The 19,006-nt window shown below is 64.2% G+C and carries 19 protein-coding genes; 10 read left to right on the top strand and 9 right to left on the bottom strand.

Annotated features, from left to right (window positions below):
- Positions 1 to 11 precede the first annotated feature (11 nt).
- The 3 genes from ABMC89_RS17090 to ABMC89_RS17080 all read right to left on the bottom strand — a co-directional run bounded on the left by ABMC89_RS17090 (position 12) and on the right by ABMC89_RS17080 (position 4,342).
- Positions 12 to 218 (bottom strand): hypothetical protein, encoded by a 207-nt coding sequence (locus ABMC89_RS17090; RefSeq protein ID WP_349570081.1) that lies wholly within the window; start codon positions 216 to 218, stop codon positions 12 to 14.
- Between the two features lie 147 nt (positions 219 to 365).
- Positions 366 to 3,149 (bottom strand): [protein-PII] uridylyltransferase, encoded by a 2,784-nt coding sequence (locus ABMC89_RS17085; protein ID WP_349570079.1) that lies wholly within the window; start codon positions 3,147 to 3,149, stop codon positions 366 to 368.
- Between the two features lie 8 nt (positions 3,150 to 3,157).
- Positions 3,158 to 4,342, bottom strand: coding sequence for a penicillin-binding protein activator (locus ABMC89_RS17080; RefSeq protein ID WP_349570077.1), 1,185 nt, complete (start codon positions 4,340 to 4,342; stop codon positions 3,158 to 3,160).
- An 88-nt stretch (positions 4,343 to 4,430) separates the two neighbouring features.
- Here ABMC89_RS17080 and rsmI point away from each other — a divergent pair, with 88 nt between their 5' ends.
- From rsmI to ABMC89_RS17060, 4 genes are read left to right on the top strand one after another with little or no spacing between them, the layout of a single operon-like run.
- Positions 4,431 to 5,309, top strand: coding sequence for a 16S rRNA (cytidine(1402)-2'-O)-methyltransferase (gene rsmI, locus ABMC89_RS17075; RefSeq protein ID WP_349570075.1), 879 nt, complete (start codon positions 4,431 to 4,433; stop codon positions 5,307 to 5,309).
- Positions 5,306 to 5,683, top strand: a complete 378-nt coding sequence (locus ABMC89_RS17070; protein ID WP_349570073.1) for a YraN family protein — start codon at positions 5,306 to 5,308, stop codon at positions 5,681 to 5,683. Before rsmI ends, ABMC89_RS17070 begins: the two co-directional genes overlap by 4 nt.
- Positions 5,684 to 5,741: 58 nt before the next feature.
- Positions 5,742 to 6,677, top strand: a complete 936-nt coding sequence (gene gshB, locus ABMC89_RS17065) for a glutathione synthase (protein ID WP_349570071.1) — start codon at positions 5,742 to 5,744, stop codon at positions 6,675 to 6,677.
- Entirely contained in the window at positions 6,674 to 7,585 is a 912-nt protein-coding gene (locus tag ABMC89_RS17060) for an alpha/beta hydrolase (RefSeq protein WP_349570069.1), read from the top strand. The genes gshB and ABMC89_RS17060 overlap by 4 nt, the downstream gene beginning before the upstream one ends.
- On the opposite strand, the gene ABMC89_RS17055 is transcribed toward ABMC89_RS17060, so the two are convergent.
- From ABMC89_RS17055 to cobU, 4 genes are all read right to left on the bottom strand, one after another.
- Positions 7,551 to 9,065, bottom strand: a complete 1,515-nt coding sequence (locus ABMC89_RS17055) for a YifB family Mg chelatase-like AAA ATPase (protein ID WP_349570067.1) — start codon at positions 9,063 to 9,065, stop codon at positions 7,551 to 7,553. The two genes, ABMC89_RS17060 and ABMC89_RS17055, sit on opposite strands and share 35 nt — an antisense overlap.
- 72 nt (positions 9,066 to 9,137) lie before the next feature.
- On the bottom strand, positions 9,138 to 9,830 hold the full coding sequence (locus tag ABMC89_RS17050) for a glutathione S-transferase (RefSeq protein ID WP_349570064.1): 693 nt from the start codon (positions 9,828 to 9,830) through the stop codon (positions 9,138 to 9,140).
- A 60-nt stretch (positions 9,831 to 9,890) separates the two neighbouring features.
- Positions 9,891 to 10,472: a histidine phosphatase family protein gene (locus ABMC89_RS17045; protein ID WP_349570062.1), complete on the bottom strand. Its 582-nt coding sequence runs from the start codon at positions 10,470 to 10,472 to the stop codon at positions 9,891 to 9,893.
- On the bottom strand, positions 10,469 to 10,990 hold the full coding sequence (cobU, locus tag ABMC89_RS17040) for a bifunctional adenosylcobinamide kinase/adenosylcobinamide-phosphate guanylyltransferase (RefSeq protein ID WP_349570060.1): 522 nt from the start codon (positions 10,988 to 10,990) through the stop codon (positions 10,469 to 10,471). Before cobU ends, ABMC89_RS17045 begins: the two co-directional genes overlap by 4 nt.
- A 96-nt stretch (positions 10,991 to 11,086) precedes the next feature.
- Here cobU and ABMC89_RS17035 point away from each other — a divergent pair, with 96 nt between their 5' ends.
- The 6 genes from ABMC89_RS17035 to ABMC89_RS17010 all read left to right on the top strand — a co-directional run bounded on the left by ABMC89_RS17035 (position 11,087) and on the right by ABMC89_RS17010 (position 17,632).
- Positions 11,087 to 11,965, top strand: coding sequence for an RNA polymerase factor sigma-32 (locus tag ABMC89_RS17035; protein ID WP_349570058.1), 879 nt, complete (start codon positions 11,087 to 11,089; stop codon positions 11,963 to 11,965).
- 5 nt (positions 11,966 to 11,970) lie between these two features.
- On the top strand, positions 11,971 to 12,771 hold the full coding sequence (locus ABMC89_RS17030; RefSeq protein ID WP_349570056.1) for a ChaN family lipoprotein: 801 nt from the start codon (positions 11,971 to 11,973) through the stop codon (positions 12,769 to 12,771).
- A 66-nt stretch (positions 12,772 to 12,837) separates the two neighbouring features.
- Positions 12,838 to 14,034 (top strand): bifunctional phosphopantothenoylcysteine decarboxylase/phosphopantothenate--cysteine ligase CoaBC, encoded by a 1,197-nt coding sequence (gene coaBC, locus ABMC89_RS17025; protein ID WP_349570055.1) that lies wholly within the window; start codon positions 12,838 to 12,840, stop codon positions 14,032 to 14,034.
- Positions 14,031 to 14,489, top strand: a complete 459-nt coding sequence (dut, locus tag ABMC89_RS17020; RefSeq protein ID WP_349570053.1) for a dUTP diphosphatase — start codon at positions 14,031 to 14,033, stop codon at positions 14,487 to 14,489. Before coaBC ends, dut begins: the two co-directional genes overlap by 4 nt.
- 2 nt (positions 14,490 to 14,491) lie before the next feature.
- A complete protein-coding gene (locus tag ABMC89_RS17015; RefSeq protein WP_349570051.1) occupies positions 14,492 to 15,544 on the top strand; it encodes a HesA/MoeB/ThiF family protein in 1,053 nt (350 codons plus the stop codon).
- Positions 15,545 to 15,610: 66 nt separating this feature from the next.
- The gene (locus tag ABMC89_RS17010) at positions 15,611 to 17,632 is read left to right on the top strand and encodes a M3 family metallopeptidase (RefSeq protein WP_349570049.1); all 2,022 of its coding nucleotides are present in this window, start codon (positions 15,611 to 15,613) and stop codon (positions 17,630 to 17,632) included.
- A gap of 36 nt (positions 17,633 to 17,668) precedes the next feature.
- Here ABMC89_RS17010 and ABMC89_RS17005 read toward each other — a convergent pair whose 3' ends face one another.
- Complete coding sequence (locus ABMC89_RS17005) at positions 17,669 to 18,598, bottom strand: 2-hydroxyacid dehydrogenase (RefSeq protein ID WP_349570047.1); 930 nt, start codon at positions 18,596 to 18,598, stop codon at positions 17,669 to 17,671.
- Complete coding sequence (locus ABMC89_RS17000) at positions 18,595 to 19,005, bottom strand: VOC family protein (RefSeq protein ID WP_349570045.1); 411 nt, start codon at positions 19,003 to 19,005, stop codon at positions 18,595 to 18,597. The genes ABMC89_RS17005 and ABMC89_RS17000 overlap by 4 nt, the downstream gene beginning before the upstream one ends.
- Position 19,006 lies beyond the last annotated feature (1 nt).

Genomic DNA, 19,006 nt, shown 5'->3' with positions numbered 1-19,006 from the left:
TGCAGGCAGCATCATTCTGTTGTTTGCGCCCTGCGCACGGCGGCAGCGGTCCCGCGGTAGGCCAGTTTGCCAGCGCCCACCGCGCCCTTGACGGCAGTGCGCCCCACGAAGGCGCCGGTATCGAAGCCGGTGTCGACGACCTGCTCGGTCGAGCAGGCGGAGACCAGAGCAACAGCGCCGGCCAGCAGCGAAATCTTGATCGTGTTCGAATAACCCATGTTCGGATCCTTTCTGTTCACAGATGCGGCGACCGCCGGAACGGTCCGGCGCACATCGGGTGCGCCCCGCCAGAAAGAAGTTAACAAACTGCGAATGCCCGAGCATAACGAATAAGAAATATGGTTGAAACGAGCCCTGCTTGACAATCAGCCCTCGGCGGCGCGCTCTACACCTTTCAGGATAGCTTCGCGCAAATTCCGTTCCAGCGCCCGCTGCTTGCTTTCGGAGTAGTATTTCAGCCCGAACATATCCTTCACGTAGAAGGTATCGACCACCTGTGCGCCATAGGTCGCGATGACCGCGTTGGCGATGTAGACGTTGGAATCCGCCAGCACCCGTGCCAGATCGTAGAGAAGTCCGGGCCTGTCGCGGGTATCCACCTCGATGATCGTGTAGATATCGGAGCCATCGTTGTCGAAGGTGATCGACGTGGGCACGCGGAAGGCCTTTTCGCGCTTCTTGACCTTGTCGCGCGATTTCAGCGCATCGCGGGCGACGACCTCTCCGTGGAGGGTCCGCTCGATCATCTGGCGCAGGCGTGGCAGCTTGCTGGCCTCGTAGGCATTGCCTTCGGAATCCTGAATCCAGAAGGCATCGGTGACATAACCGTCCTTGGTGGTATAGCTGCGCGCGTCCACCACATTGGCCCCGACAAGCGCCAGCGCGCCGGCGAGCCGGGCGAAGATGCCGGGATGGTCGGCCATGACAAAACAGGCGCGGGTCGCATCGCGGTCCTTGTCGGGAAACAGGTCGATCCGGATCGCGTCCTCGGTCATGTCGCGCAGCATTTCGGCGAATGCGACATGTGCCGTGACGTGCAGCCCCTGCCAGTACGGCGGATAGTGGCGGTCGGTCTCGGCCTTGAGAACCTTTTTGGGCCAGTCAGGCAGCGCCTTGCGCAGCGCCTTTTTCGCCTCGGCGCCGCGGTTGGAGCGGTTGATGTCTTCCAGCCCGGTCTGAAGCCCGCGTTTCGTCTGGCGGTAGAGCGCGCGGATCAGCGCCGCTTTCCAGTTGTTCCATGTATCGGGGCCAACACCGCGGATGTCGCATACGGTCAGAACGCACAGCAGATCAAGCCGGCGCACCGTCTGCACCGCCTTGGCAAAGTCCCGCACGGTGCGCGGATCGGCGATGTCGCGTTTCTGCGCCATGTCCGACATCAGCAGGTGGTACCGCACCAGCCATTCGACTGTATCGACCTCGTCCTGTTTCAGACCCAGCCGCGGGGCCACCTTGCGCGCGATCTGGGCCCCGAGGACGGAATGGTCCTCTTCCCGTCCCTTGCCGATGTCGTGCAGCAGCAGCGCGATATAAAGAACACGCCGGTTCACGCCCTGTTGCAGGATCGAAGACGCAACGGGCAGTTCTTCCTCCAGCTCGCCTTTCTCGATCATCGCGAGGTGGGCGATGGTCTGGATGGTATGCTCGTCCACCGTGTAGCTGTGGTACATGTTGAACTGCATCATCGCCACGATCGGCTCGAACTCGGGGATGAAAGCGGCCAGCACGCCCAATTCGTTCATGCGCCTGAGCGCGCGTTCGGGGTTGCCGTGCTTGAGCAGCAGATCCAGAAAGATGCGTTGCGCCTCAGGCGTGGTGCGCAGGGTGTCGTCGATCAGGTGGAGGTTCGCCTTGACCGTCCGCATGGCGTCGGGATGGATCAGCATGCCCGTGCGAAGCGCTTCCTCGAAAATGCGCAGCAGGTTCAGCGGATCACTGAGGAAGGTGGAATCGTCGTCGATCGCGATGCGGTTGTGCACCACGACATAGCCGTTCTTGATCCGTGGTTTGCGGCGGAAGAACTTTTCAAGAAGCGGCTCGGACTTGACGTGCATATCCTCGAGTTTGGTCAGGAAGATGCGGGTCAGATCGCCCACGGCCGTCGCGTGCCGGAAATAGGCCTGCATGAACACTTCGACCGCGCGGCGGCCGCCGCGATCCTCGTAGCGCATGGCCTCGGCGACCTGTACCTGCATGTCGAACGTCAGCTGTTCCGTGGGCCGGTTGGTCAGCAGATGGAGATGACCGCGCACCGCCCAGAGAAAATTCTCGGCTGCCTTGAAGGTTTCGTACTCGTCCATCCGGAAGACCCCTTCGGGGACGAGGTCGGCGGAATGTTCGACACCATGGATGTATTTGGCGATCCAGAACAGCGATTGCAGATCGCGCAGGCCGCCTTTGCCTTCCTTGACGTTCGGCTCCACCACATAGCGCTGGCCCTGCTTGATGTGGCGGCTGTCGCGTTCGGCCAGTTTCGCCTCGATGAAATCGCGGCCCGAGCCGGAAAACAGGTCTTTCTTCAATGTCCTGTCGAGGTCGAGCGCCAGCGCCGTGTTGCCGCAGACATAGCGGTGTTCCAGAAGCGCGGTCTGGATGGTGAAATCGTCCGCGCCCAGCTTGACGCAGTCGCGGATCGTGCGGCTGGAGTGGCCGACCTTCAGCTTCAGATCCCACAGAACGTAGAGCATCGCCTCGATCAGCTGCTCTGCCCAGGGCGTGATCTTGTCCCGCGTCAGGAACAACAGATCCACGTCCGAAAACGGCGCCATCTCGCCGCGGCCGTAGCCTCCGACAGCGATGATACACAGGGATTTACCCTCAGCGGCGGACCGGGGCGGGGCAATATGCGTGGCCGTGAAGTCGAGCACGGTCTTGACCAGACAATCTGTCAGGTAGGTATAGGACGATGTCATCGCCGCCGCGTCGAACGGGCTTTGCGCGAACCGTTCGGCGATGATGCTCCTGGCGTCGCGCTGGGCGTCGCGCAGCAGCTCCAGCACTCCTTTGCGCAGCTCGGAGGCCCCGCTGTCGGTCTTGGCCAGCGCCTCGATTTTCGCGGCGATCGCGGGGGCGTCGAAAATTTCGAACGGCAGCGCCACAAGGCGTGGCGCTGTCGCTTCTTCTGCATTCAGGTCTGGAACGTCTTGCACGCGCTGGCTCAGAACCCGGCGCCGCCGAAGGCCTGTGGTGCCTGTTCCAGCAGGACAACCTGATTGTTGCGGATCGTCGCAACCGCAAGGCCCCGCTCGTTCGTGCCGTCGCTGCGCAGCCGGAAGATACCGCTCGCGCCTTTGAAACCGGCGCCCTGTGTCAGTGCCGCAGCCGTCAGCGCGTTGGATTTGCCGCTTTTGACAAGCGAGCCGATGGCCGCAATCCCGTCAAAGGCAAGACCCGCGATATCGAGAGGGCGCTCACCGTAAGCCTGACTGTAGCGGGCCGAGAAAGCGGTGGTGGCACCCGGATCGGGCAGTGCGAACCATCCGCCCTGCACACCGGGCAGCGACAGCGTCTGTGCGGGAATATCCCAACGGGTCAGGCCGATGTACTGCGTGCTGGCAGGCGAGACGCCCGCCGTCGGCAGACGGTCCGCGAACAGCGGCAGCGCCGTGGCGGAGTTCGCGGTCAGGAAGATCGCGTTCGCGTTGCCCGCGTCGACTGCCGCCTTCACGCGGGGAACCGCCGCCTGCACCGCTTCCTGGCTGAGCGCGTAATCGACGGATCCCGCGAGGGTCGCACCGTTGGAGTTGATCGCCGAGACGATGGCGCTGCGGCCCAGCTGGCCACCGATGTCGTTGGCGTGGACGACGACGATACGGTCCCGGTTCTGGCGCTTGGCGTAGGACACGAGGCGCTGCGCGGTCGTGTTGAAGGTGGGCCCGAGCACGAAGACGTTGCCGCCGGCGATGGTGGTGTTGTTCGAGAAGGACAGAACGTTGACGCCGTCCGCCGCAACGGCCACGCCCGCGGCATTCGCCGCTTCGCCGTAGACTGGCCCGAGGATGATCTTGGCCCCGTCCGCGACGGCCTGCCGTGCCGCGTTGGCCGCGACGCTGGCTTGCCCGGCTGTGCCGTAGACGCGCAAATCGATCGCGACCCCGTCGAGATCACGGATCGCCATGCGCGCGGCGTTTTCAAGGTTGCTGGCCAGCAGATTGTCCGAGGCGGAACCACCGCGCGGCACCAGCAGCGCGACCGGCACCGGCGCGCTGGTGTCGATGCGCGGACCCGCGCTGGATGCGATTCCACCGAGGCTGGCGGGATCACAGGCGGCGAGTGCCACCATGACGAAAGGCAACAACATCAGGCGCATAAGCTTTTGCGTGGCGCGGCGGATGGCAAACATGGTAACGGTACTCCCCGGTCATTGGCACGCCCCTGGGGCCGTGCGATATCGGTGGCAATCATATAGTGTGCGAGAGGCGGGTCCAGCTTTGAATATCCATAAGCAGAAACTGGCACCGGGAATTATTTTCGTGGGCGTTCCGATCGGAACCGCGCGCGACATCACGCTGCGGGCTCTCGATACATTGGCCAGTGCGGATGTGCTGGCCGCGGAAGATACGCGCAGCCTGCGCAAACTGATGGATATTCACGGCGTGGCGCTGGACGGACGCCGGATCGTCGCGCTGCATGACCATAGCGGCGGCAACACCGTGGACCGTCTGGTCGCCGCTGCGCGCGAGGGTCAGTCGGTTGCCTACGCGTCAGAGGCGGGTATGCCGCTCATTGCCGATCCGGGGTTTGAACTGTCGCGTGCCGCCACCGAAGCGGGGGTGCCGGTGACATGCGCACCGGGGCCCAGCGCGGTGCTCACGGCGCTTGCGCTCGGGGGGCTGCCCACGGACGCGTTTCATTTCGCCGGTTTTCTGCCGGCTGCCAAAGCCGCCCGGACAAGCGCGCTGCAAGCCCTCGCGGGCACTGCGGCAACGCTGGTTTTCTACGAATCGCCCAAACGTCTGGGTGCCATGCTGAAAGATGCCGCCGAAGCGCTCGGCGCGGACCGGCAGGTTGCGGTCTGCCGGGAATTGACCAAGCGGTTCGAGGAAGTCCGGCGCGGCACGCTGGCGGATCTCGCCGAAATCTACGCCACCGAAAAACCCAAGGGCGAGATCGTGGTGCTGGTGGACCGCGGGCGTTCAGAAACTGTTAACCTCGAGGATATAGAAGAGGATCTGAAGGCGGCGCTGGGCGAGATGTCGATGCGCGATGCGGTCGATGCGGTTGCCGCGGCCCACGCGCAGCCGCGTCGCCGCGTATACCAGATGGCGCTCACGTTGAACCGAAGCGAGGATGGAAAGGGCGAACTGTGACCGGACCTGTTAACCAGCATCGCGGTGCGATGGCCCATCACGGGGGGCTGGCGGCGGAAGGCCGGATTGCACAGGACTATGAACGGCGCGGTTTTGCGGTGGCCCGGTCCCGCTGGCGGGGCCGCGCGGGCGAGGTCGATCTGATCGTGGAAGACGGTGAAGGATTGATCTTTGTCGAGGTGAAGCAGAGCCGCAGCTTCGAACGTGCGGCGGATCGTGTTACCGCGGCGCAGATGCGGCGTATCTACAAATGCGCCGAAGAATACCTGTCCGACAGCCCGCTCGGAACCCTGACCGAAGTCCGCTTCGATGTTGCGCTGGTAAATGGGCAGGGGGACACACGGATCATCGAAAACGCTTTCGGTCACGGATGACACCATTGCGCTGACCGCCTCGCTTTGCCATCTAATGGGCAACAGCAAGGACAAACCTATGAAAATCGCCTTTCAGATGGACCCGATCGGGGACGTCAACATCAACGCCGACAGCACTTTCCGCCTCGCCGAAGAGGCGCAGGCACGGGGCCACAGCCTTTTCTTCTATACGCCCGACCATCTGGCCTATCAGGAAGGCCGCGTTACGGCGCGCGGTCATGACATGACCGTTCAGCGTGTCGAGGGTGATCCCGCAAAGCTCGGGCCGCGCAAGGAGGTCGATCTGGCCGAGTTCGACGTGGTCTGGCTGCGCCAGGACCCGCCCTTTGACATGCATTACATCACGTCGACGCATCTGCTCGACCGTTTGCGCGAGACCACTCTTGTGGTCAACGATCCGTTCTGGGTGCGCAATTATCCCGAAAAGCTGCTGGTGCTGAACTTTCCCGATCTGACGCCGCCGACAACCATCGCGCGCGATCTCGACACCATCCGCGCCTTCCGCGAGAAGCATGGCGATGTGATCCTGAAACCGCTCTACGGCAACGGCGGGGCGGGGGTTTTCAAACTGACGCAAGGCGACAGCAACCTCAGTTCGCTGTACGAGCTGTTCACCGGCTTCAGCCGTGAGCCGCTCATCGTCCAGAAATTCCTGCCCGCTGTGTCCAAAGGCGACAAGCGGGTGATTCTCGTCGACGGGGAATGCGTCGGCGCCATCAACCGAGTTCCGGCCGATGGCGAGACACGGTCGAACATGCATGTGGGGGGGCGTCCCGAAAAGGTCGGCCTGACCGACCGAGACCGCGAAATCTGCGACCGGATCGGACCATTGCTGAAGGAAAAAGGGCAGATTTTCGTCGGCATCGACGTCATCGGGGACTACCTGACGGAAATCAATGTCACCTCCCCCACCGGCATTCAGGAGCTTGAGCGCTTCGATGGCGTCAATATTGCGGGCAAGGTCTGGGATGCGATCGAGGCGCGGTTGAAGTGAGCCGCCGGCAGCGGCTTCTCAACGGCTGGTTACGCCGCATCGAGAAGCCGCGCCTGCGCACTGCGGCGCCCGCCACGCTACGCCGGTCGCTGGAAATACAGGCGCGCCTGTTCTTCTTTGCCCCCGGCGGGACGCGCCGCATCTGGCGCCGCTGGGGTGGCGTTCGCTGTCTGGAGCTCACGCCGCGCGGCCAACAGCCCAACCGCACGGTTTTCTATATCCACGGTGGCGGTTTCGTCTTCGGCAGCCCCGACACCCATCGTGCGATGGCCGCCCAGATCGGGCAGCGCTTGGGCGCGCGCGTGGTGATGCCGCAGTACCGTCTGGCCCCGGAAGCGCCCTTTCCGGCCGCCCCCGAAGATGTGCGCGCTGCTTGGGACGCGCTGATCGCGGACGGGATCGATCCGGCGTCGGTGGTGGTGGGGGGCGATAGCGCCGGTGGCGCGCTGGCCTTCGGCCTGATCGCGGCACTCTGCGCCGAAGGCAGGCCGCGCCCGGGCGCGGTGTTCGCTTTCTCGCCGCTGACCGATCTTACCGCCAGCGGCGATAGCCTGCGATCGAACGCCGAGGCCGAGGTGATGCTGCCGGCGGAACGCACCGCGGAGCTTGCCGAGACCTTCCTGTGCGGCGCGGACCCGCAAGAGCCCCGCGTCAGCCCGCTGTTCGGTCGTTTCGATGGCGCGCCGCCCTCGTGGATCACAGTCGGCGATACCGAAATCCTGTGTGACGATGCGCGCAGGCTCGCCGATGTACTGCGCCGCGACGGGGTATGCGTTGAGCTATGCGAGGAAGCCGATCTGCCGCACGTCTGGCCGCTGTTTCACAACATCCTTCCGGAAGCCCGCGTGACACTCGACCGGCTGGCCGCGTGGATCAGGCAACAACAAGGCTGGGGACGCGAAAACTGAGCGCTTCGGCGATATGGGGCTTGCGCACAGTCTCCGACCCGTCGAGGTCGGCGATGGTCCGGGCCACGCGCAGAACGCGGTGGTAGCCGCGCGCCGATAGCCCGAACCTGTCTGCCGCTTTCAGCAACAGTTCGCGCCCGTCGCCATCGGGCGCGGCGATCCGTTCCAGCACCTCGCCTTCGGCATCCGCATTGCAGCGTGAATGTGCATCCTTTCCGAACCTGCGTTGCTGGATATCGCGGGCGGTGCCAACGCGCTCTGCCACCTCGGCCGATCCCTCCTCCGATGACGGCAGATCGAGGTCGGTGAACGCCACCGGCGGTACATCTACACGCAGGTCGAACCGGTCGATCAACGGTCCCGAGATCCGCGCCATGTAATCCTCCCCACATGCGGGCGCCCGGCTGCAGGCGCGCGCGGGGTCCGGCAGGTAGCCGCATTTGCACGGGTTGGCCGCCGCCACCAGCAAGAAGCGGCAGGGATAGCGGACATGCGCGTTGGCGCGCGCGACGGTCACCTCGCCGGTTTCGATGGGCTGGCGCAGGGTTTCAAGCACGGTGCGCGGAAACTCGGGGAATTCGTCCATGAACAGGACGCCATTGTGGGCAAGGCTGACTTCGCCGGGTTTGGCCTGCCGCCCGCCACCGATGATCGCGGCCATCGACGCGGTGTGATGCGGCTCGCGGAACGGGCGGGAGCGCGATATGCCGCCTTCGTCCAGCAGGCCGGCGATGGAATGTATCATTGATGTCTCCAGCGCCTCGACGGCGGTGAGCGGGGGCAGGATCGACGGAAGCCGCGCGGCCAGCATCGATTTCCCCGATCCGGGCGTGCCCACCAGCAGAAGGTGATGCCGCCCGGCAGCCGCGATTTCGAGGGCGCGCTTGCCCCGTTCCTGTCCCTTCACATCGCGCAGGTCGCGCCCCTGCGGCGGAGCCGACACTTCACCGGGTTCGGCGGGCGGCAGGGGGACCTGACCGGTATAATGACGCACGACATCGCCCAGCGTTCGTGCGGCGATGACCTGACAGGCATTCACCCATGCCGCTTCTGCCCCCGACCCTTCGGGGCACAGCAGGCTGCGGTCGTCCGCCGCCGCCGCCATAGCCGCCGGCAGCGCCCCGACAACCGGGATCAGCGCCCCGTCGAGCGATAGCTCTCCGAGCGATACAACACCCTCGATCACATCACCCGGCAGGATTTCGAGTGCCGCAAGCAACGACAGCGCGATGGGCAGGTCGAAATGGCTGCCTTCCTTGGGAAGGTCCGCCGGGCTGAGATTGATGGTGATCCTTTTGCTCGGCAGCGCGATAGCCAGTGACGCCAGCGCCGTGCGGACACGGTCGCGCGCTTCTGACACGGCCTTGTCGGGCAGGCCGACAATGGAAAATGCGGGCAATCCCGGCGTTACGGCGCATTGCACTTCGACCGGGCGGGCCTCTACGCCCTGAAATGCAACGCTATAGGCGCGCGAGACCATTCGGATTCTCCTGTGGCTGGCCGCGCGACCGCAGCCAGCGTTAAGGAATAGGCAGGAGTCCTTTAAGATTGGTTAACGCACGGTTCCAGACACTGGCCACGGCTCGGGATTGCCGATGGGCGGATAGGGAAACGGATCATGGCTCTCTCCGAGCGCTTCGGTCCGCCACTCTTTGAAATCAGGGTCGGTCAGCGTTGTCTCGCAATAGGCGCGCGCGGCGTCGGACACAGGCAGGCCGTAGCCTGCAATACGCGCGCAAACGGGCGCGTAAAAAGCATCGGCAAGTGTGTATCGCCCGAAAAGCCACGGTCCCGCTTCGGCTGCTGCGCGCGCGTGCGACCATAGGGTTTCGATCCGCGCCAGATCCGCCAGAATGGCGTCGTCGGGCACGAAACCGCCATCCACATGGCGCAGTTGCATCGGGCAACCGTCGCGCAGGGCCGCGAAGCCGGATGCCATTTCGGCGCAGAGCCATCGGGCGCGGGCGCGCGCATCGGGGTCCTCGGGCCACATGCGCGCCTCGGGATGACGCTCGGCCAGTGTTTCCGCCATGGCGATGGTTTCGCCGATGACCGTCCCTTCGGGGGTGCGAAGGGTCGGCACCAGGCGCGCGGGCGCGAGGGCTGCCAGATCGTCAGCCATCGTGCCGCTGTAGAGCCCCACCAGATGGATCCGGTGGGGTAGGTCGAATTTTCGCAGCATCAGCCAGCCGCGCAAGGACCAGCTTGAAAACAGGCGGTCACCGATAAAGAGATCATATGTCATGCGACATGTCTTATTCCGGTTGGCCTGTGTCCGGCAAACGCCGTTTTGTGACGTGGTCCATCACGGAACGTGATTGATCTGCGCTGCCTGCCATATGCCGCTTTCATGCGTCAGCCGCGTGACCGAGATGTTGTCGATCTTATGCGCCATCGCCTCATAGGCCGTGACGCCGAGCGCGCGCTGGACCTGCGTCAGGATCACACCGAAATGCGCGACCGCAATGATATGCGCTTGCGGGTGTTGTGTGTTCAACTCGTCGACCAGCGCATCCACCCGTGCCCGCGTCTGGTTCCAGCTTTCTCCGCCCGGTGCCTGCACATCGCCGGGTTTTTCCCAGAAGGCACGGCTGAGTTCGGGATCGCGGGCCGCGACATCCTTGAAATGCATTCCGTCCCAGGCACCGAAGTGGATTTCGCGCAGATCGCTGTGCGGGGCAAGCAACCTGTGGCCGGGCCCTTGCAGGGCCAGCGCGGTTTCACGGGCGCGGACCAGATCCGAAGAGACCAGCAGCGCCTTGTCAGGCAGGTGGGCGCGCACCCGGTCAATGAGGCCGGTATCGGACAGATCGGCGGGCACATCGCGCCAGCCTACAAAGGTTTTCTCATGTGTCGGCCCGTGCCGGACCCAGTGCCAGACCGTCATGGTAGCTCTCCTTTCAAGACTTGAGGAAGGCCCGCGATCACCATGACGGCCAGATCCGCCTCTGCCGCGAGGGCGATGTTGAGCCTGCCCTGCGCCTCGCGGAACCGGCGGGCGAGCCGATTGTCCGGCACGATCCCGTGCCCGACCTCGTTTGTCACCATGACCCACGGTGCGGGGCAGCCGCGCAGTGCTTCAAGCAGCCTGATTTGCGCCGCCTCCAGATCCGCTTCGGCCATCATCTGGTTGCTCAGCCACATCGTCGCGCAATCAACCAGAACGGGTGTCGAGGGGTCGAGCTTTGCCAGCGATGGCCCCAGCTCAAGTGGCGTTTCGACTGTTGTCCAGCGGCTGTCGCGACGCTTCTTGTGCGCGGCGACCCGCTCATTTGTCTCGTCGTCTTCAATTCTACCCGTCGCGAGGTACACCAATTGCAACCCGCTGGATATCAAAAGATTTTCGGCCCATTCGGATTTGCCCGAAGCGGCGCCGCCTAGTACGAGTGTCCCCTTGGGCAACATTTTCCGAAACCTTTTGTGAACCAATATGCACTTTCATGCGTAGTAACTTCAAATAGCCACCACAAGGCGGCATTTCGTTCACACGGGAGACGTAGAATGGCACTGGGCACTGCACAGGATTTTTCACTCACACGTACCGCGATGAAGGCGGAACTGCTGGACGCCGAAACGGAATTGCGACTGGCATATGCCTGGCGGGACGAGCGGTGCGAAGAATCCCTTCACCGTCTGATCACTGCTTACATGCGCCTTGCGATCTCGATGGCGTCGAAATTCAAACGCTACGGCGCCCCGATGAACGACCTGATCCAGGAAGCCGGCCTTGGCCTGATGAAAGCCGCGGACAAGTTTGATCCCGACCGCGGCGTTCGCTTCTCGACGTATGCCGTCTGGTGGATCAAAGCCTCGATCCAGGACCACGTGATGCGCAACTGGTCGATGGTGCGCACCGGCTCCACCTCTTCCCAGAAGTCCCTTTTCTTCAACATGCGCCGGGTGCAGGCACGTCTGGAGCGTGAAGCCGCATCCGCCGGTGAAACACTGGACAAGCACCAGCTGCGCCAGATGATCTCGACCGAGATCGGTGTACCGCTGCACGATGTAGAGATGATGGAAGGGCGCCTTTCCGGCTCCGACTACTCGCTCAATGCGACCCAAAGCACCGAGGACGAGGGCCGCGAGTGGATCGACGCTCTGGAAGATGACAGCGCGCAGGCTGCCGAGCGTGTCGAGGAAAGCCACGACATCGCGCAATTGCGCGCGTGGCTGGTCAATGCCTTGTCCGCTCTGAATGAGCGCGAACAGTTCATCGTCCGCGAGCGCAAGTTGCGTGACACGCCGCGTACCCTTGAAAGCCTCGGACAGGAACTCAAGCTCAGCAAGGAACGTGTGCGCCAGCTCGAAGCGGCTGCATTCACGAAAATGCGCAAGTCGCTCGAGCTTCAGTCGCAGGAAGTCTTCCACTTCCTTGCGTGACGCGGGTGACATTCTTTGAAATAGCGCGAAGCGCGGCCGCTGGTGCCGCGCTTTTTGCGTCTTCTGCCGCTGCCGATGTGCCGTCCGGCGCGCGGCAGGCGGATGTTGTTATTCTGGGCGAACAACATGACAATCCCGATCACCACCGGCGGCAGGCGGAGTGGGTTGGCGAACTCGCACCCGCAGCCATCGTGTTCGAGATGCTGACACCCGCGCAGGCTGACAGGGCAGCAGATGTGCCGCGCAGCGATGCCGGCGTACTGGAGCAGGCGCTGGGCTGGGCCGACAGCGGATGGCCCGATTTCGCCATGTACTACCCGATCTTTGCCGCCGCACCCGATGCGGTGATCTACGGTGCCGGACTGCCGCGCAGTGCCGTGCAGAACGCGCTGCAGACACCGCTTTCGCAGCATCCGCTGGCATCGCGCTACGGTCTGGATGTCCCGCCTTCCGAAGCAGAGCAGGAAACACGCGAGGCGATGCAGGACGCGGCGCATTGCGGCGCGCTTCCGGCAGAGATGCTTCCGGTCATGGTCGATGCCCAGCGGCTGCGTGATATGATGCTGGCCGATGTCACGCTGACCGCGCTCAGCGATACCGGCGGACCTGTCGCCGTGATCACCGGAAACGGCCATGCGCGGGCCGACTGGGGCGTTCCAGCGCTGCTGGCCCACGCCGCGCCGCGCACTGTCGTCTTTACGCTGCTTCAGGCCGAACCGGAGGGCACAGTGCCCGGCGGCGGGGATCTGACCCTTGCCTCGCCCGCGCCTGAGCGCGGCGATCCCTGCGCGGTCTTCGCGGACTGAGGGCTGGCGTAGCCGCGACCACCCGCCTATGCTGCGCGGTGATCCATGGGCCGGAGGGGACGTATCATGCTGGCGGGAAAACATATTCTGCTGATCATCGGCGGCGGCATCGCAGCGTTCAAAACGCTCGACCTGATCCGGCGTCTGCGCGAACGCGGCGCAGAGGTAACGCCGGTGCTGACCCGCGCGGGCGAGGAATTCGTCACCCCCCTGTCGGTGTCGGCACTCGCGGGTCGCAAGGTCTTTCGCGATCTCTTCGACCTCGGGGACGAGGCTGAGATGGGCCATATCCAGTTGTCGCGTGTCGCCGATCTGGTGGTTGTCGCCCCCGCCACGGCGGATCTGATGGCCAAGATGGCGCAAGGGCATGCGAATGATCTGGCCTCCACCCTGCTGCTTGCGACGGATACGCCGGTGATGATCGTGCCTGCGATGAACGTGCGCATGTGGGAACATGCGGCGACCCAGCGCAACCTTGCGACATTGCGGGCGGACGGCATCGCCGTGGTGGGTCCGAATTCCGGCGATATGGCCTGCGGTGAATACGGGCCCGGCCGGATGTCTGAACCGATGGAGATCGTCGCCGCGATCGAGGCACAGCTGGGCGATGGCCCGCTCAAGGGCAAACGCATCCTGGTGACCTCTGGCCCCACGCATGAACCCATTGACCCCGTGCGCTATATCGCCAACCGGTCCTCCGGGGCGCAGGGCACGGCGCTTGCGCGCGCGTTGGCGGCACTTGGTGCAGAGGTGGTGTTCGTGACCGGACCGGCGGACGTGCCCCCACCCGAAGGCGTTCATGTCGTGCGGGTCGAAACCGCGCAGCAGATGAAAGATGCCGTCGAAGCGGCGCTGCCGGTGGATGCCGGTGTCTTCGCCGCCGCCGTGGCGGACTGGCGCGTGTCCTCGGCCAGCGAGCGCAAGCTCAAGAAATCCAAAGACGGTTTGCCCGATCTGTCCTTCGCGGAAAATCCCGATATCCTGCGCGGTGTCAGCCAGATGCAGACGGGGCGTCCGGCGCTTGTCGTGGGCTTTGCCGCTGAAACCGATGAGGTGATCGCCAACGCCACGGCGAAACGTGCCCGCAAGGGCTGCGACTGGATCGTCGCCAACGATGTGTCGCCCGCGACGGGGATCATGGGGGGGGCAGAAAACGCGGTCACCCTGATTACCGAAAGCGGCGCGGAAAGCTGGCCGCGCATGGGCAAGGACGCGGTCGCCGCCAAGCTCGCGGAGCGGATCGCGCAGGCGCTCGCGCAATGACGCCCGAGGTGCGGCTCGCGTGGGAACCGGAGGCGGACCAATCGCTGGGACTGCCCCGCTACGAAACGCCCGGCGCGGCGGGTGCGGATCTGCGCGCGAACCTGCCGGATCGCGCGGCGATCACGCTGCGCCCCGGTGCGCGCGCACTGGTGCCCACAGGCCTGCGTATCGCCGTGCCGCAGGGGTACGAGGCGCAGATACGCCCGCGGTCGGGCCTTGCGCTGAAACACGGGATAATGCTGCCCAACAGCCCCGGCACCATCGACGCGGACTATCGTGGCCCCCTGGGGATCATCGTGATGAACGCGGGCGATGCCCCGTTCGAGATCGTCCACGGCATGCGCATCGCCCAGATGGTGGTCGCGCCCGCACCGCAGGCTAGGTTCACCGCCGTAGCCGATCTGGACCCGACAGTGCGCGGGGCAGGCGGCTTTGGATCCACCGGAACGGAGTAGCCATGCTTGTCCTTTTTCTTGCCGCCGTGATCTGGGGGATTGGTGCGCTGATGGGCACCCCACGGTCGGCGCGCTGGCCGGCGCTGGGCCTGCTGCTGGTTGCCGCGATCGCAATCCAGCTGGTGCTGCCCGACGGCCACCCGCTGCGCGAGGCGACAGGTGGCAGCGCTGCGATCTGGCTGATCCTCGTGGGCATCGGCGCTCTTGTCTGGCTGTACGCACGCCTGATCCGTGGCCTGCGCGGGCGCACCGGCGTCGATATCCGCCAAGAGGTCCAGCCCGCCGGAAAACCCGACAGCTTTTCCGAGGTGGAACTGAACCGCTATGCCCGCCACATCGTCCTGCGCGAAGTCGGCGGCGCGGGCCAAAAGGCCCTGAAGAATGCACGTGTTCTGGTTGTGGGTGCGGGCGGTCTGGGCGCACCGGTGCTGCAATATCTCGCGGCGGCCGGCGTGGGCACCATCGGGGTGATCGACGACGACAGCGTCGAAGGTGCGAACCTGCAACGGCAGGTCATCCACAAGGATGCATCCATCGGCATGCCCAAGGTTTTCTCGGCCCAGTCCGAGATGCAGGCCCAGAACCCCTTCGTGCGGGTCCTCCCCTATCACCGCCGTCTGGACGCCGAGATCGCAGCCGAGCTTTTCGCGGACTATGATCTCGTCATCGACGGCTGCGATAATTTCGATACCCGCTATCTGGTGAACGAAACCTGTGTGGCGGCGGGGCTGCCGCTGATCTCCGGCGCGTTGTCGCAATGGGAAGGGCAGGTCAGCGTTTTCGATCCCGCCAAGGGCGCGCCGTGCTACCGCTGTATTTTTCCGCAAGCCCCCGCGCCGCATCTGGCCCCTTCCTGTGCCGAGGCGGGCGTTATCGGTCCGCTGCCCGGCGTCGTGGGATCGATGATGGCGGTGGAAGCGGTCAAGCTGCTGACAGGCGCGGGCGCGCCCTTGCGCGGGTCGATGGCGATCTACGATGCGCTGTACGGGGAAAGCCGCCAGATCGGTCTGAAACCGCGCGCCGATTGTCCGACCTGCGGCGCCTTGCAGGGCTGATCGGCGCAGGGGCGTTGTAACCCCCGACACCCCGCCCTAGCTTGTACGGCAAAGGAGATTTCCCTCATGACAACGCCCAACAATCCGCTTTTGCAGGACTGGACTACCCCCTTCGCGATCGCCCCTTTCGACAAGATCAAGGACGAGGATTTTGCCCCGGCGCTGGACGCGGCGCTGGCCGCCCACAACGCCGAGATTGAGGCCATCGCGACCAATCCCGACGCCCCCGATTTTGCCAATACAGTCGAGGCGCTGGAGGCGGCAGGACAGTCCCTTGACCGTGTGCTCGGCACGTTCTTCACCGTTGCGGGCGCCGACAGCAATCCCGCACGCGAAGCGTTGCAGCGCGACTTTTCGCCCAAGCTGTCGGCGCATTTCGCCGATATTTCGTCGAACAAGGCGTTGTTCCGGCGGCTGGATGCGGTGTGGGACCAGGGCGATACGCTGGATCTGACCGATGAACAGGCCCGTGTGCTGATGCTGACCCACCGTGGTTTCGTCCGCTCCGGTGCGGCATTGGAAGGTGCCGAGGATGCGCGCCTGAAAGAGATCAAGGGGCGGCTGGCCAGCCTTGGCACCCAGTTCACGCAGAACCTTCTGGCGGACGAGCGGTCGTGGTTCATGAAGCTGGAAGAAGACGATCTGCAAGGGTTGCCCGATTTCGTGATCGACACGGCCCGCGCCGCAGGGGCGGAGAAAGACGCGGACGGCCCCGTTGTCACCCTGTCGCGGTCGCTGATCACGCCGTTCCTGCAATTCTGCCCGCGCCGCGACCTGCGCGAACGCGCCCACCGCGCGTGGGTGTCGCGCGGTGCGAATGGCGGAGAGACCGACAACCGTGATATCGCGGCCGAGATCCTCAAGCTGCGTCAGGAGCGGGCCGAACTCTTGGGGTACGAAAACTTCGCGACCTACAAGCTGGAAACCGAAATGGCCAAGACACCGGAAGCGGTGCGCGACCTGCTGATGGCCGTGTGGGAGCCCGCGCGCGCGCAGGCCGAAGCGGATGCGCAGGTCTTGCAGGAGATGATGCGCCGCGACGGGGTGAACGACGATCTGGCCCCGTGGGACTGGCATTACTATTCCGAAAAGCGGCGCGCCGCCGAGCACGATCTGGACGAGGCGGAACTGAAACCGTACTTCCAGCTCGACCGGATGATCGAGGCGTCTTTTGCATGCGCCAACCGGCTGTTCGGGCTGGAGTTCAAACCGCTGGATATCCCGCTGTACCATCCCGATTGCCGCGCCTGGGAAGTGACCCGCGAGGGTGCCCATTGTGCTGTCTTCATCGGGGACTATTTCGCACGCGGATCGAAGCGGTCGGGGGCATGGTGTTCGGCAATGCGCAGCCAGGCCAAATTTCCCGAAACCCAATCCCCCATCGTCATCAACGTGTGCAACTTCGCCAAGGGTGATCCGGCACTTCTGTCCTATGACGATGCGCGCACGCTGTTCCACGAATTCGGCCATGCGCTTCACCAGATGCTGTCCGATGTGACCTACGAAAGCGTCAGCGGCACATCGGTGGCGCGTGATTTCGTCGAACTGCCCAGCCAACTCTATGAGCACTGGCTGGAGGTGCCCGAAGTGCTGGGCGAATTCGCGACCCACGCACGCACGGGCGCGCCGATGCCCAAAGAGATGCTGGACAAGGTGCTGGGTGCCGCGACCTATGACATGGGGTTCCAGACGGTCGAATACGTCGCCTCGGCGCTGGTCGATCTGGCTTTCCACGACGAAGGGGTGCCGGAAGATCCGATGGCCAAACAGGCCGAGGTCCTGTCGCGGCTGGGGATGCCAGAGGCGATCACGATGCGCCATGCCACCCCGCATTTCGCCCATGTCTTCTCCGGCGACGGATACTCCAGCGGCTATTACAGCTACATGTGGTCCGAAGTGATGGACGCCGATGCGTTCGAGGCATTCCGCGAGGCTGGCGGTGCTTTCGACGCAGAGCGCGCGGCAGCGCTTGAGGACCATATCCTGTCGACCGGCGGCAGTCAGGACGCGGCAGAGCTCTACGTTGCGTTCCGTGGCCGGTTGCCGGGGGTGGAGGCGCTTCTCAAGGGCCGCGGCCTCGCGGCCTGAGGCTGGCCGCACGCACCGGCTCCGCGCGGGGCGGGATCAATAGCCCAGTTCACGGTCCACCAGATTGATGAACGGCTCACCCGCCTCGCCGCGGCGAATGTTTTCCACAATGACCTCGGATGCGGTGCTCGCGCGGGTGTCTGCGGCGATATGCGGTGTCACAGTGACCTTCGGATGCCGCCAGAACGGGTGATCCTGCGGCAGCGGCTCTACCCGGAAAACATCCAGCGTCGCATGGGCGATCTGGCCTGAATCGAGGGCGGCCAGCAGGGCATCGTCGTCGATCAATGGCCCGCGCCCCGGATTGATGATGAACGCCCCCTTCGGCAATTGCGCCAGTGTTTCGGCGTTCAGCGTGTTTTCGGTCGCCGGGGTGTCGGGCAGGAGAGTGATCACGATCTCGCCGCGCCCCAGCGCATCCTCAAGCTGGTCTGCACCGTGCAGGCAGGTCACACCGTTCACCGATTTCGGGCTGCGCGACCAGCCGGTCACGCGAAAACCCAGACCGGCGAGCACTTCTGCACAGGCGGTGCCGAGCGCACCCATCCCCAGCATCAGCACACCGCGCTCCTGCGCGAGAGGTGGCGATCTGTGATCCCATTCGTTGTCCGGATTGACGATATGGCTGTCCATGCCGAGATGATAACGCATCGTATGGCCGGTGACCCATTCGACCATGCCCTTGGTCAGGCCCGGGTCGACCATCCGGGCCAGCGGGATCTTCAACGTGTCGTTGCCGACGATCTTTTCCACACCGGCCCAGAGGTTCAGAACCGCCTTTGCGCGGGTGTAGGGCCCGAAATCCTGCAAATCGCTGTTCGGCGCGTAGATGATGTAATCCACCTCTTCGGGCGGGATATCCTGCGACAGCTGCGCGTCGATACCGGCAGCCTTCAGGGCACGGCGCAGGGGCTGTTCGTAGATGTCCCAGCGTTCGGAACGGGCGGCAAAAAGAACGTTGATCATGTGGCAAAAGCTCCGGCCATGGATTTCAGGCCCTTGATCTCGATCGGGTTGCCCGAGGGATCGTAAAAGAACATGGTCGATTGCTCGCCCGGTTCTCCCTTGAAGCGGGTCTGCGGCGCCAGCACGAAATCCACGCCCTCGGCGGTCAGACGGTCGGCCAGCGCGCGCCAGTCGTCGTATTCCAGCACCACACCGAAATGGGGCATCGGCACCATGTGTTCGCCGACACGGCCCGTATTCTCGACCTTCATCACCGGGCCCAGATGGCACGACAGCTGGTGGCCGAAAAAATCGAAATCGACCCATGTGTCGGAGCTGCGCCCTTCCGAACAGCCCAGAAGGCCGCCGTAAAAGTCACGCGTCTTGTCCAGATCGGACACGTTGAAAGCGAAATGAAAGATCGACATA

Origin of the sequence: Sulfitobacter sp. HNIBRBA3233 (genome assembly GCF_040149665.1) — a bacterium.
Classification (GTDB): domain Bacteria; phylum Pseudomonadota; class Alphaproteobacteria; order Rhodobacterales; family Rhodobacteraceae; genus Sulfitobacter; species Sulfitobacter marinivivus.
The sequence above is the reverse complement of the archived record's forward strand: the minus strand, read 5'-3'. Positions and strand labels throughout refer to the sequence as shown.

Excerpts from the sequence above, each read along its gene's own strand:
- ABMC89_RS17090 (WP_349570081.1), bottom strand. The coding sequence starts at position 218 with ATGGGTTATTCGAACACGATCAAGATTTCGCTGCTGGCCGGCGCTGTT.
- ABMC89_RS17080 (WP_349570077.1), bottom strand. The coding sequence starts at position 4,342 with ATGTTTGCCATCCGCCGCGCCACGCAAAAGCTTATGCGCCTGATGTTG.
- gshB (WP_349570071.1), top strand. The coding sequence starts at position 5,742 with ATGAAAATCGCCTTTCAGATGGACCCGATCGGGGACGTCAACATCAAC.
- ABMC89_RS17055 (WP_349570067.1), bottom strand. The coding sequence starts at position 9,065 with ATGGTCTCGCGCGCCTATAGCGTTGCATTTCAGGGCGTAGAGGCCCGC.
- ABMC89_RS17050 (WP_349570064.1), bottom strand. The coding sequence starts at position 9,830 with ATGACATATGATCTCTTTATCGGTGACCGCCTGTTTTCAAGCTGGTCC.
- ABMC89_RS17045 (WP_349570062.1), bottom strand. The coding sequence starts at position 10,472 with ATGACGGTCTGGCACTGGGTCCGGCACGGGCCGACACATGAGAAAACC.
- cobU (WP_349570060.1), bottom strand. The coding sequence starts at position 10,990 with ATGTTGCCCAAGGGGACACTCGTACTAGGCGGCGCCGCTTCGGGCAAA.
- ABMC89_RS17035 (WP_349570058.1), top strand. The coding sequence starts at position 11,087 with ATGGCACTGGGCACTGCACAGGATTTTTCACTCACACGTACCGCGATG.
- coaBC (WP_349570055.1), top strand. The coding sequence starts at position 12,838 with ATGCTGGCGGGAAAACATATTCTGCTGATCATCGGCGGCGGCATCGCA.
- dut (WP_349570053.1), top strand. The coding sequence starts at position 14,031 with ATGACGCCCGAGGTGCGGCTCGCGTGGGAACCGGAGGCGGACCAATCG.
- ABMC89_RS17015 (WP_349570051.1), top strand. The coding sequence starts at position 14,492 with ATGCTTGTCCTTTTTCTTGCCGCCGTGATCTGGGGGATTGGTGCGCTG.
- ABMC89_RS17010 (WP_349570049.1), top strand. The coding sequence starts at position 15,611 with ATGACAACGCCCAACAATCCGCTTTTGCAGGACTGGACTACCCCCTTC.
- ABMC89_RS17005 (WP_349570047.1), bottom strand. The coding sequence starts at position 18,598 with ATGATCAACGTTCTTTTTGCCGCCCGTTCCGAACGCTGGGACATCTAC.
- ABMC89_RS17000 (WP_349570045.1), bottom strand. The coding sequence starts at position 19,005 with ATGTCGATCTTTCATTTCGCTTTCAACGTGTCCGATCTGGACAAGACG.